This is a genomic window from Serratia quinivorans (genome assembly GCF_946227985.1).
In the GTDB taxonomy this organism is placed as follows: domain Bacteria; phylum Pseudomonadota; class Gammaproteobacteria; order Enterobacterales; family Enterobacteriaceae; genus Serratia; species Serratia quinivorans_A.
The window spans coordinates 231189-243376 of record NZ_CAMKGL010000005.1; the positions used below are offsets into that span (position 1 = coordinate 231189).

Consider the following 12188-nt stretch of genomic DNA (forward strand, 5'->3'; position numbering starts at 1 on the left):
ACCTCGACACAGACAAAGCGAATGTAGCTCAATTGTGCTACATCCACATTGATTACTCAACAGCATTGTTCATTTAATCGCCATGGCACGCTGGCGGATGCGTTGCCAGATGGCCCGCTTTTCATCGTCATCAGCGCTCGACCAGGTGGCGATTTCATCCAGCGTGCGCCAACAGCCACGGCACCAGGCCTTCTCGCTGTCAATCTGGCAAACGTTATTGCAGGGTGAACGGACGCCATCGTCAATCTGGCTGCCCGCCTTCCTTCTTCTACTACGGCCTACCATTAAACGCTTCCTCGCGGTGGATTTGCCGCCACAGGATACCCGATCCCGCGGCGGAAAAACCGGCCGTAAGCATCAGATAATGCCACCGTTGGCACGCAGGGTTTGGCCGTTGATCCAGGCACCGTCGGCACCGGCCAGGAAGGACACCGCTGCGGCGATATCCTGCGGCTGGCCCAGACGTTCCAGCGGGGCCATTTTCGCCAGACGTTCGATCAGCTCCGGCGTTTTACCGTCCAAAAACAATCCGGTGGCGGTCGGGCCTGGCGCTATCGCATTGACGGTGATATTGCGCCCGCGCAGCTCTTTTGCCAGCACGCTGGTCAGCGCCTCAACGGCGGCCTTACTGGCGGCGTACATGCCGTAGCTCGGTTGCAACAGCCCGACCACGCTGGAAGAAAAGTTGATGATGCGGCCATTGTCGCGCAGACGTTTTGCCGCTTCACGCAGGGTATTGAAGGTGCCCTTCAGGTTGATGTCGATTAGCCGATCGGCATCGGCATCGCTCATTTCCGCCACCGGGGCCAGTGCAATTACCCCGGCGTTGTTCACCAAGATATCCACGCCGCCGAAGGCCTGTTCGGCATGGTCAAACATTTTTGCCACCGCTGTGGCATCGCTGACGTCCGCTTTGGCGCTTAGCGCGCGACCGCCATTTTGCTCGATTTTACGCACCAGTTGCTCGGCTAAAGCCTGGTTACCTGAGTAATTGACGATCACGGTCATACCGTCGGCGGCCAGCCGTTCGGCGATGGCGGCACCGATACCGCGTGATGCGCCAGTTACGATGGCAACTTGTTGGATGGTGGTGTTCATCTGATCTCTCCTCGTCGGCGCTGCGCCGGCAAACTTGCTGGCGTGAGGTCATCATGCACCTTTCGCAATGGCGGATAATCCCCTAATCTTCGGTATCACTATTCGAATCAAGCGAACAATCTCATGGACAGAATTGATGCCATGCGTCTGTTCACCCGCGTGGTGGAACAACGCAGCTTTACCCAGGCCGCGCAGGATCTGGCTCTGCCACGTTCGACCGTGACCGATGCCATCAAACAGCTGGAGGCCAGGTTGCAGGTGCGGCTGCTGCAGCGCACCACTCGCCACGTCAGCCCAACGCTGGATGGCGAGGCTTACTATCAGCGCTGCCTGACTATTCTGGCGGATATCGAAGATGCCGAGATGGCCTTTGCCGGTGCAAAACCGCGTGGGCTGTTGCGCATTGATGTGCACGGCACGCTGGCCCGGCACTTTCTGCTGCCGGGGTTGCCCAATTTTCTGGCGCAATATCCGGATATCGAATTTTTTATGAGCGAAGGCGATCGGCTGGTGGATCCGGTGCGGGAAGGCATCGACTGCGTGATCCGCGTCGGTAAACTGAAAGACAGCGATATGGTGGCGCGTCGGCTGGGTGAGCTGGAAGAAGTGACCTGCGCGGCACCGGATTATCTGCAACGCTTCGGCACGCCGCTTGGCATCGATGAACTTGAAGGACATCGCATGGTGGGTTTTCGCTCCTCGGCCAGCGGCAGCATAATGCCATTGGAGTTTAACGTCGCAGGCCAGCCACAGCAGCTAATATTGCCCTGCACGGTGTCGGTCAGCGCGGCGGAAAGCCTGGTGGCTGCGGCCCGCATGGGATTGGGGATTATTCAGGTGCCCCGCTATCACCTGCGCGAAGACTTAGCCAGCGGCAGCCTGTTGCCGCTGTTACCACAATTCCCTTCCACACCGATGCCGGTATCGCTGTTGTATCCTCGCAGTCGCCAACTGTCGCCCCGTGTTCGGGTATTTATCGACTGGTTTAGCAAGGTGTTTGCCGCAGCCAACCGCTAAAAACCGCCCCCATGAGGGCGGCCAATGGCTTACAGGGTGCCGTAGTCCAGCGGTACCCAGTTATAGCCTTCACCCTGCTGATTCAGATAGCCCAATCCCGGGAATGACAGATGTGCAGCGCCCACCAGCACACTCTGCCGGGCGCTATCACTAAAGACTCGCAGGCGCTGAGCCACCGCCGCTTTGGCATCGCTGTCGAAACTTATGGCAACGCGCGGATCGGGAAGCTGCACTGCCGCAACATGGATCAGATCGCCAATCACCAGCAGCTTTTTACCCTGGCTCTCTACCAGATAAATGCTGTGTCCCGGCGTATGTCCATGAGCCGCGAACGCGCTGATCCCTTCAGACAACTCACCGTCACTGGCGAAAGATTTAAAGTTCCCGGCGGCCTGATAAGGTTTGATCGCCGCCATTGCCCTTTCAAACGAGGCTTTGTCTTCGCTCTTCGCCTGCTTCAATCGGCTTTCGCTCAGCCAAAAATCGGCATCCTGCTGACTGGCGCGTACCACCGCATTCGGGAATACCGCCTTGCCGTTTTGCGACAGACCGCCGAGATGATCCGGGTGCAGATGGGTCAGATAAATTTCATCCACCTGCTGCGGCTGATAGCCGGCGACCTTCAGGTTGGCAATCAGCTTGCCCAACCCGCCCCCCAGCAACTTACCGGCACCGGTATCAATCAGCACCAGTTTACTGCCGGTGTTGATCAGATAGGCATTGACCGAGGTGGCTAACGGCAGTTTCTGATGATGCTCCGCCAAGGCGGTTTCAACCTGCTTTGGCGAGCTGTTAAGCAGCAGTTTGTCCACCGGCAAACGGATGATGCCATCGGACAATACGGTGACTTCGTAACTCCCCAACATAATGCGATAAAAACCCGGCGCGGGGGTTTTCACCTGTGGCGCAGCGGCCAGAGTTTGCAGTGACATGACGGCCAGCGCCGCCCCCCAGCAGGTAACGTTTCCAAAACATAATGGCTCCTTATTAAAATTTGGCAGCGCTAAGTATTGACGCAAAACCCAGAGCCTGCCCGGAAGAGCGATGACACAGGCAAAAAAAATCCCCGCGGGGGCGGGGAAAGGCAAAGAAAACTGAGGTTTTTTGTTATACGAAGAATTTGGCCAGCACTAACAAAGAGAGTGAGACGTTGATCGCACCGCCGATGCGGGTAGCAATCTGGGCAAACGGCATCAGCGACATGCGGTTACCGGCAGTCAGGATGGCCACATCACCGGTGCCGCCCTGCCCGCTCTGGCAGCAGGAGACAATCGCCACGTCAATCGGGTGCATGCCAATTTTTTTACCAACGAAGAAACCGGTCGCCACCAGGGTAGAAACGGTACTGACAATCACCACCAGGTTTTGGAGAGTGAAGGCGTTAACCAGTTCCTGCCATGGGGTGATGGCTACGCCAACGGCAAACAGAATCGGGTAGGTCACCGCCGTGCGGAAGAACTTATACACCACCTGCGAACCTTCCTGAATGCGTGGGGAAACACCGTGTGCCAGCTTTACCGCTACCGCCGCGAACAGCATGCCAACCGGCGCCGGCAGCCCAATCATGCGATGCAGCAGCATTCCTACCATGTACAGCAGAATGGCCAACAGTGCGCCACAGGCAATGGTGCTGACATCAACCTTACCGCTGATTTTATCCACCGCGCTCATTTCGCTGTCACCCTGCTTGCTTGGCATCAGGCTGCCCTCACCGGTCAGGTGTGGGTAGCGTTTACCGAGTTGATTGAGCAAGCCGGCAAGCACAATGGCGGTCAGACTGCCGAGCATCACGATTGGCAAAATACGCCCTAACGCCACCCCCTGCTCCATATGCAGAATTGCCGCGTAGCCCATCGACAACGGGATCGCGCCCTCACCGACGCCCCCGGCCATGATTGGCAAGATCAGGAAGAAGAAGATCTGGAAGGGTTCCAGCCCAAGAGCCATACCAACGGCCATGCCCACCAGCATGCCGGCAATCTCACCGCACAGCATCGGTACGAAGATGCGCAGGAAGCCCTGGATCAGCACCTGACGGTTCATACTCATAATGCTGCCGACGATTATGCAGCAGATATAGAGGTACAGAATATTGGTCGATTTATAGAATTTGGTCGTCGACTCCACCACCACATCCGGCAGCAGGCCGTAATGCACCAGTGCGGAAGGAATAAAGGTGGCGCAGATCGCCGCAGCCCCCATTTTGCCGATCAGCGGCAGGCGTTTACCGAACTCGCCGCAGGCAAAGCCAAAGAAGGCCAGCGTTGCGACCATCACGACGATATCGCTGGGTAATTTCCCTTCAAAGCAATCAAGTAAAATAAGCACGCCGGCCAGAACAAAGAACGGCAACGGAATAATCCCTACTTTGTAGTTATCCAGTATGTGCCACCATTTTTCACGCAACGGTATTTCAGCGGCTTTATCTTTGGCGACGAGGTAAGAATCATCTGTTGTGCTCATAATCTGGCCTCTTATTAGTTTGTTTATACCCAAAATAATTCGAGTTGCATGAAGGCAGCAAACGAGGGAAGCCCGATGAGCTTACTTAGGTAAGTGATTCGGGTGAACGAGAGCAGCTAACGTACAGGCAACTTGAAGTATGACGGGTATCGCCATCATAGAGAAACGCACGGATTATCTGCTGTGATTTTGTTCAAAATAAAAAAGGGTTTTTAATGGTGGTTATGGTTTCTATGGTGTTAATTGAGGTTATGTAAAATATGACGTGGTTTTAATGGTGTTAATGTTATTTTAACTTTAAAAGTTATCAATTTTATTGCAGTCGTGCATGCAGCGACCCGTCAAGAATAAACCCGTGGCGGCGATCACAAGTTGATCCGGCGCAATATTACATTAACTGCGACTCATGATAGGGTAAGCGCTCAGGATCTCTCAGGGTGCCGCCCAAACCATGCGCATAAAACTCTCATTTCAAATCAAGCTGTTCCTGTGCCTGGTTGCCTTCTCCTGCGTGCTGTTAACCTTTATTGGCGCTTATACGTACTATCAGCTCGATGCACAGCTGCATCGCGATCTCGGCGCGCGAGCGCAGGTACAGGCACGGGAGATTGCCCTGATCCCTTCGCTGGTCAGCGCGGTGGAGCAAAACGACCCGGTTAAAATTGCCGAGCTGATGAAAAAAATACGTGCCAGCAGCGATGCCAGCTATATCGTCATCGGCGATAAGCAAACCCGGCACCTTTACCATTCCGAATACGCCAATATTATTGGTACCCCGATGGTCGGGGGCGATAATAAAGAAGTTTTGGAAGGGAAAAGTATTATTTCCATCCGCAAAGGGGGCATCGGCATTTCATTGCGCAGTAAAGCGCCCATTATGGATGAACATAATAACGTCATCGGCATTGTTTCGGTCGGCTATCTGAAATCCCATATCGACAACCTGAATGCCAGAACCCTGACGCAAATCGTCGGCTCCATTGTGCTGTTATTAATCGCTCTGTTTGTTTTTTCCTGGCTGTTGTCGAAGAATTTAAAACGCCAGATGTTCTGGCTGGAGCCCAAAGAAATTGCGCTGCTGGTGCGTCAGCAAAAAGCCTTGCTGGAAGCCATCTATGAAGGCGTTATAGCCGTCGACCCGCAACTGCGGATCATCACCATCAACCACGCGGCGCGTGAACTGCTGGAGCTGCGTCAGCCTGCCGCCGCGCTGATGGGCCGCAATATCGGCGAGATTATCCAGTCACAGCCCGACTTCTTCGGCGCTTCCCAGTTAGGGCACGATACCCACGACGAGGTTTGCCGCTTTAACCACGTGCGGGTTATCGCCAGCCGGGTGCGTATCATGCAGGAACAACAGCTGCAGGGCTGGGTGATCAGCTTCCGCGACAAGAACGACATCAATACCCTGAGCAGCCAGCTCAGTCAGGTCAAACGCTACGCTGACAACCTGCGCATCATGCGCCATGAGCAGCTTAACTGGACTGCCACCCTGGCCGGGCTGTTGCATATGCAGCGCTACGACGAGGCGATCCGCTATGTGGAGGCTCAATCGGAAGGCGCGCAAGAAATTCTCGACTTTATTTCGCAGCGTTTCAGCTCGGCGGCACTCTGTGGTTTGCTGTTGGGCAAGTACTCCAGTGCGAAGGAAAAAGGCGTTGAGCTGCGCTTCGATCCCGCCTGTCAGCTACGGCAAATCCCGGCGGCGCTGAATGAAACCGAACTGATGTCGATCATCGGCAATTTGCTGGATAATGCGGTAGACGCTACGCTGCATTGCGCCGCGCCACACGAGGCGGTAGAACTCTATATTAGCGATATCAGCAATGAGCTGGTGATTGAAGTGGCCGATCGCGGTACCGGCATTGCACCCGAGGTGCGTGATACGCTGTTCGAGCAAGGCATTACCACCAAAGACGACAAAGGTGACCACGGCATAGGCTTGCATTTGGTCGCCAGCCACGTAGCGCAGGCGCATGGCAGTATAGAAGTGTCGGACAACGAGCCGCACGGGGCCATTTTTTCTTTATTTATCCCTAAAACCTTATAACCCGTTTCGAGCACCCGAATGATGCAACCAGAAGCACTGGACGTTTTGATCGTGGAAGATGAGCCACAGTTGGCCACGCTGCACGCCGAGTTTATCGAGCAGAACTTTGCTCTGCGGGTGGTGGCTTATGCCGCCACGCTGGCCGAGGCCAGAGCCAAAGTCAACGCCCACCAGCCACGTCTGATCCTGCTGGATAACTTTTTGCCGGACGGCCAGGGTATCGCACTGATGGAAGAAGCTGCGGTGAAAAACCCCGGTTGCTCGGTGATTTTCATTACCGCCGCCAGCGATATGAACACCTGCAGCCAGGCTATCCGCAACGGTGCCTTCGACTACATCATCAAACCGGTATCCTATAAGCGGCTGCGCAACTCGCTGGAGCGCTTTATGCAGTTTGTTCAAACTCAGCGCACCTTTAAGGTGATCGACCAAAGCAACGTCGACGCGCTGTATAACCTGCAATCCAAACAGTTCTCCAGCGAACCCAGTGCCAAGGGCATTGAAACCAATACGCTGGAGTTGGTGCAGGCGCTGTTTATCGAACAGCCGGAGGCGGCGCACGCGGTGGAAGACGTGGTCAAACAGGTGGGTATCAGCAAAACCACCGCCCGGCGTTATCTGGAATATTGCGTCGCTACCCACTTCGTGCGCGTTGAGATGATGTACGGCAATATCGGTCATCCACGCCGCCTGTATCGCAAGGTTTAATCTGACATCTGGCTGTCATATTAAGCGGATAATATGACTGCGACGATATCCCCTCGATATCGGCACCTGTCGTTGAAATTAATGAAATACTGATGACTTTTACCCGGCCTATGGTCGGGTTTTTTATTGTCTGAATTCAGTGCCGAACGGGGAAATAATAAGATTATTGCAGCAGGATTATTTTTACCTAAAACCAAGCATTTAAGGCGAATATCAGATTCAAATAATTGAATATCCACCCCACTACCATAACCAATCGAAAAGTTGATGTAAATCGCTAATATCCCATTCATCGGACATTGAGGGTTGTCTCAGATATTCACTGTGTTAGGGTATAGGCGACTATTATTTTCTATTGGGACATTTTTTATCGTTTGATAATTCATCAGAGGAAACAGCAAATTGCATGGCAATTAAACTCGAAGTAAAGAACCTGTATAAGATATTTGGCGAACATCCGGATCGCGCATTCAAACTGATTGAGAAAGGTCTGACAAAAGATCAACTGCTTGAAAAAACCGGGTTATCACTAGGCGTAAAAGACGCCTCTCTGGCCATTGAAGAAGGCGAGATATTCGTCATCATGGGGCTTTCCGGTTCAGGAAAATCCACCCTGGTACGCCTTCTCAATCGTCTGATAGAACCCACCCGCGGCCAGGTACTGATTGACGGTGAAGATATATCGAAAATATCCGACAGCGCACTGCGCACCGTACGTCGAAATAAGATCAGCATGGTGTTTCAATCATTCGCTTTAATGCCGCATATGAATGTGTTGAATAACACTGCATTCGGTATGGAATTAGCCGGCATTCCGCCGCAGGAACGTCAGGAAAAAGCCCTCGAGGCCCTGCGTCAGGTCGGACTGGAGAATTATGCTCATTCTTATCCCGATGAACTTTCAGGAGGGATGCGTCAGCGCGTGGGATTAGCCCGTGCCATGGCAAATAATCCGGATATATTATTGATGGATGAAGCCTTCTCGGCGCTAGATCCATTAATCCGTACCGAGATGCAGGATGAGCTGGTCAAATTACAGGCCCAACATCAGCGTACCATCGTCTTTATTTCCCATGATTTGGACGAAGCGATGCGTATTGGCGATCGTATTGCCATTATGCAGGGCGGTGAGGTGATTCAGGTCGGTACGCCGGAGGAAATATTAAATAATCCGGCCAACGATTATGTACGCACCTTCTTCCGTGGCGTAGATGTCAGCCATGTTTTCAGCGCCAAGGATATCGCCAAGCGTCGTCCGGTCGCGCTTATTCGTAAAACCCCCGGTTTTGGTCCGCGCTCAGCGTTACAGCTGCTGCGGGATGAAGACCGCGATTATGGTTATGTTGTTGAACGCGGAAAGAAATTTATCGGCGTGGTGTCGGTAGATTCGCTCAAGCAGGCGCTGGCGGCCAACCTGACGCTGGATGACGCCCTGCTGGATGCTCCAGCCCCGGTACCGGCCGACATGCCGCTAAGCGAACTGATTTCATTGGTCGCTCTGGCGCCTTGCGCGGTACCTGTGGTCTGCGAAGAAAACAACTATATCGGAATTATTTCCAAGGCCATGCTGTTACAGGCCCTGGATAAAGAGGGCCCAACGAATGAGTGATACTACACAGGATCCATGGGCCACTGCGCCTGCCGACGCCGGTGCCAGTGCCGCACCGGCCACTGACGCTGCAAATTCAGCGGCTCCCGCCGGCGATGCCTGGTCGAGCGCGCCGCCACCGGCGACCCATGACGCTGCTAATCAGGCCGCTCAAGGTTCCGACTGGCTGAATAGCGCACCGGCCCAGCCGGAGCATTTCAACCTGCTGGATCCGTTCCACAAGACCTGGGTGCCGTTTGACTCCTGGGTCACCCACGGCATCGATTGGCTGGTGCTGCACTTTCGCCCGTTGTTCCAGGGGATCCGCGTACCGGTCGATTTTATCCTCAGCGGTTTTCAACAACTGCTGCTGGGCATGCCGGCACCGATCGCCATTGTGCTGTTCTCACTGATTGCCTGGCAGCTTTCCAGCCTCGGTATGGGTGCCGCTACGCTGGTCTCACTGATTGCCATCGGCGCTATTGGTGCCTGGTCGCAGGCTATGGTGACGCTGGCGCTGGTATTGACCGCCCTGTTCTTCTGTATCGTCATCGGGTTGCCGCTCGGCATCTGGCTGGCGCGCAGCAAGCACGCCGGCAAGGTCATACGGCCATTGCTTGACGCCATGCAAACCACGCCGGCCTTCGTCTATCTGGTGCCGATCGTCATGCTGTTCGGTATCGGTAACGTGCCGGGGGTGGTGGTCACCATTATCTTCGCCCTGCCGCCAATCGTGCGCCTGACCATTCTGGGCATTAAGCAGGTGCCGGAAGATCTGATCGAAGCCGCGGAATCCTTTGGTGCCAACCCGCGCCAACTGCTGTTTAAAGTGCAGTTGCCATTGGCGATGCCGACCATTATGGCCGGGGTAAACCAAACGCTGATGCTGGCACTGTCGATGGTGGTGATCGCCTCGATGATCGCCGTCGGCGGCCTGGGCCAGATGGTGCTGCGCGGTATAGGTCGCCTCGATATGGGGCTGGCCGCCGTCGGCGGGGTCGGTATCGTGATCCTGGCGATTATTCTCGACCGTCTCACCCAATCGCTGGGGCGCGATCGCCGCAGTAAAGGCATGGGGCGTTGGTACGCACACGGCCCCATCGGCCTGGTCACCCGGCCCTTCATCAAAAAGCCTTAATTGCCCTGCCCCCGGCCAGCGTCGGGGGCACCGATAAAATCGAGGAACCACTATGCGCTCGACAGGAATTTGGGCTTTGGCCCTGACTTCATTGCTTGGCACACAGGCGTTCGCCGTCGAACTTCCCGGCAAAGGCGTCACGGTTAAACCCTTGCAAAGCACCCTCGCCGAAGAAAGCTTCCAGACCGAACTGGTCAACCGTGCCCTGACCAAGCTGGGCTATGACGTCCAGCCGACCGGCGAGGTGGAATACAACATCGCCTATACCTCTATTGCCTCTGGTGATGCCACCTATATGGCGGTGAACTGGGATCCGCTGCAAACCGACATGTACCAAAGTGCCGGCGGCGACAAAAAGTTTTATCGCCAGGGCGCCTATATCACTAATGCGGCGCAGGGCTATCTGATCGACAAGAAAACCGCCGACCAATACCACATCCACGATATTTCGCAGTTGAAAGATCCCAAGCTGGCCAGGCTGTTTGACGCCGACGGTGACGGCAAGGCCGATCTGGCCGGTTGTGAACCCGGCTGGGTGTGCGGCAGTGCGATCAACACCCAAATCAAGGCCTATGGTCTGAACGATACGGTGACCCAAAACCAGGGCAACTACGCCGCCATCATCGCCGACACCCTGACCCGCTACAAACAGGGTAAGCCAGTACTTTATTTCACCTGGACGCCGTACTGGGTCAGCGACGAACTGGTGCCCGGCCGCGATGTGGTCTGGCTGACCGTGCCGTTCTCCGCCAATCCGGGCTCCCTGAAAGACAAGGATACCGCCTTGCCGAACGGCAAAAATTACGGTTTCTTCGTTAATAACGAACACATCGTCGCCAACAAGCAATGGGCGCAGGCCAACCCGGCGGCGGCCAAGCTGTTCGCCATCATGCAGCTGCCGTTGGCAGACGTGAATGCGCAGAACCTGCGGATGCACAAGGGCGAGAACAGCGCCGACGATATACAACGCCACGTTGACGGCTGGATTAAAGCCCACCAGGCCACCTTTGACGGCTGGGTCAGCACCGCTGCTGCAGCAGCGAAATAATCCCGACGTGCCGGAAATCCCGGCTTCATAACATAAAAAAGGTATTTCACTATGCGCACTACAGGAATCTGGGCGGTTGCCCTCACCACATTGATTAGCTCACAGGCGGTTTCCGCCGCGGACTTGCCGGGTAAAGGCATTAGCGTTCAGCCGGTACAAAGCACCATATCTGAAGAAACCTTCCAGACGCTGCTGGTCAGCAAGGCGCTGGAGAAGTTGGGCTATGACGTCAAGGACACCCGTGAAGTCGACTATAACGTCGCCTACACGTCGATCGCCTCTGGCGACGCAACCTTCCTGGCGGTGAACTGGGATCCGCTGCACGCCGATCAGTACAAGGCCGCCGGCGGCGACGCCAAGTTTTACCGCGAAGGGGTTTACGTCAACGGCGCGGCGCAGGGTTACCTGATCGACAAAAAAACCGCCGATAAATACCACATCACCAACGTTGAGCAGTTGAAAGATCCGAAGATCGCCAAGCTGTTTGACACTAACGGTGACGGCAAGGCCGATCTGACCGGTTGTACGCCGGGCTGGGGCTGTGAGGCGGCGATTAACCACCACATCAAGGCCTACGGCCTGGATAAGACCGTCGAGCACAACCAGGGCAACTACGCGGCGATGATTGCCGATACCATTACCCGCTACAAAGAAGGCAAGCCGGTGCTGTATTACACCTGGACGCCATACTGGGTGAGTGACGTGCTGGTACCGGGCCGTGACGTCGTCTGGTTGCAGGTGCCGTTTTCCGCCATGCCGGGCGAAATGAAAGATATGGATACCAAGCTGCCAAACGGTGCCAACTATGGGTTCCCGGTGAACACCATGCGCATCGCCGCCAACAAAAAATGGGCCGAAGCCAACCCGGCAGCCGCCAAACTGTTTGCCATCATGAAGCTGCCGATTAGCGACGTGAATGCGCAGAACCTGCGGATGCATGAAGGTCAGGCGTCCGAAGCCGATATCCAGGGCCACGTAAATGGCTGGATCAAAGCGCATCAGGCCACCTTTGACGGCTGGGTGAAAACCGCCGCCGAAGCCGCGAAGAAGTAATAACACCGGGGCGCAGTTCAGCCAC

10 protein-coding genes and 1 pseudogene are annotated in these 12188 nt (G+C 55.1%); 7 read left to right on the forward strand and 4 right to left on the reverse strand.

Annotation, left to right across the window (positions count from 1 at the left end):
- Positions 1-69: 69 nt before the first annotated feature.
- On the reverse strand, positions 70-285 hold the full coding sequence (locus OCH02_RS15670; protein ID WP_261432009.1) for a DUF1289 domain-containing protein: 216 nt from the start codon (positions 283-285) through the stop codon (positions 70-72).
- A 72-nt stretch (positions 286-357) separates the two neighbouring features.
- Complete coding sequence (locus OCH02_RS15675) at positions 358-1098, reverse strand: SDR family oxidoreductase (RefSeq protein ID WP_261432010.1); 741 nt, start codon at positions 1096-1098, stop codon at positions 358-360.
- Positions 1099-1221: 123 nt separating this feature from the next.
- Here OCH02_RS15675 and OCH02_RS15680 point away from each other — a divergent pair, with 123 nt between their 5' ends.
- The gene (locus OCH02_RS15680) at positions 1222-2115 is read left to right on the forward strand and encodes a LysR family transcriptional regulator (protein ID WP_261432011.1); all 894 of its coding nucleotides are present in this window, start codon (positions 1222-1224) and stop codon (positions 2113-2115) included.
- Positions 2116-2144: 29 nt separating this feature from the next.
- Here OCH02_RS15680 and OCH02_RS15685 read toward each other — a convergent pair.
- Both OCH02_RS15685 and OCH02_RS15690 read right to left on the reverse strand, forming a co-directional pair.
- Positions 2145-3090 (reverse strand): annotated as a pseudogene (locus OCH02_RS15685) (MBL fold metallo-hydrolase).
- A 132-nt stretch (positions 3091-3222) separates the two neighbouring features.
- Entirely contained in the window at positions 3223-4578 is a 1356-nt protein-coding gene (locus OCH02_RS15690; RefSeq protein ID WP_261432013.1) for a 2-hydroxycarboxylate transporter family protein, read from the reverse strand.
- A 451-nt stretch (positions 4579-5029) separates the two neighbouring features.
- Between OCH02_RS15690 and OCH02_RS15695 the strand changes: the two genes are divergently transcribed.
- The 6 genes from OCH02_RS15695 (at position 5030) to proX (OCH02_RS15720) (ending at position 12163) form a co-directional block, all read left to right on the forward strand.
- Complete coding sequence (locus OCH02_RS15695; RefSeq protein WP_261432014.1) at positions 5030-6628, forward strand: sensor histidine kinase; 1599 nt, start codon at positions 5030-5032, stop codon at positions 6626-6628.
- Positions 6629-6649: 21 nt separating this feature from the next.
- The gene (locus OCH02_RS15700; RefSeq protein ID WP_261432034.1) at positions 6650-7336 is read left to right on the forward strand and encodes a response regulator; all 687 of its coding nucleotides are present in this window, start codon (positions 6650-6652) and stop codon (positions 7334-7336) included.
- A gap of 406 nt (positions 7337-7742) precedes the next feature.
- On the forward strand, positions 7743-8945 hold the full coding sequence (proV, locus tag OCH02_RS15705; protein ID WP_261432015.1) for a glycine betaine/L-proline ABC transporter ATP-binding protein ProV: 1203 nt from the start codon (positions 7743-7745) through the stop codon (positions 8943-8945).
- Positions 8938-10062, forward strand: a complete 1125-nt coding sequence (proW, locus tag OCH02_RS15710) for a glycine betaine/L-proline ABC transporter permease ProW (RefSeq protein WP_261432016.1) — start codon at positions 8938-8940, stop codon at positions 10060-10062. The genes proV and proW overlap by 8 nt, the downstream gene beginning before the upstream one ends.
- A 52-nt stretch (positions 10063-10114) precedes the next feature.
- The gene (gene proX, locus OCH02_RS15715) at positions 10115-11110 is read left to right on the forward strand and encodes a glycine betaine/L-proline ABC transporter substrate-binding protein ProX (RefSeq protein WP_261093274.1); all 996 of its coding nucleotides are present in this window, start codon (positions 10115-10117) and stop codon (positions 11108-11110) included.
- 51 nt (positions 11111-11161) lie between these two features.
- On the forward strand, positions 11162-12163 hold the full coding sequence (proX, locus tag OCH02_RS15720) for a glycine betaine/L-proline ABC transporter substrate-binding protein ProX (RefSeq protein WP_012146442.1): 1002 nt from the start codon (positions 11162-11164) through the stop codon (positions 12161-12163).
- The last annotated feature ends 25 nt before the right edge of the window (positions 12164-12188 follow it).

What these genes read in the sequence shown, in the direction of transcription:
- OCH02_RS15670 (WP_261432009.1), bottom strand. Translation starts at nt 285, where the DNA reads ATGGTAGGCCGTAGTAGAAGAAGGAAGGCGGGCAGCCAGATTGACGAT.
- OCH02_RS15675 (WP_261432010.1), bottom strand. Translation starts at nt 1,098, where the DNA reads ATGAACACCACCATCCAACAAGTTGCCATCGTAACTGGCGCATCACGC.
- OCH02_RS15680 (WP_261432011.1), top strand. Translation starts at nt 1,222, where the DNA reads ATGGACAGAATTGATGCCATGCGTCTGTTCACCCGCGTGGTGGAACAA.
- OCH02_RS15690 (WP_261432013.1), bottom strand. Translation starts at nt 4,578, where the DNA reads ATGAGCACAACAGATGATTCTTACCTCGTCGCCAAAGATAAAGCCGCT.
- OCH02_RS15695 (WP_261432014.1), top strand. Translation starts at nt 5,030, where the DNA reads ATGCGCATAAAACTCTCATTTCAAATCAAGCTGTTCCTGTGCCTGGTT.
- OCH02_RS15700 (WP_261432034.1), top strand. Translation starts at nt 6,650, where the DNA reads ATGCAACCAGAAGCACTGGACGTTTTGATCGTGGAAGATGAGCCACAG.
- proV (WP_261432015.1), top strand. Translation starts at nt 7,743, where the DNA reads ATGGCAATTAAACTCGAAGTAAAGAACCTGTATAAGATATTTGGCGAA.
- proW (WP_261432016.1), top strand. Translation starts at nt 8,938, where the DNA reads ATGAGTGATACTACACAGGATCCATGGGCCACTGCGCCTGCCGACGCC.
- proX (WP_261093274.1), top strand. Translation starts at nt 10,115, where the DNA reads ATGCGCTCGACAGGAATTTGGGCTTTGGCCCTGACTTCATTGCTTGGC.
- proX (WP_012146442.1), top strand. Translation starts at nt 11,162, where the DNA reads ATGCGCACTACAGGAATCTGGGCGGTTGCCCTCACCACATTGATTAGC.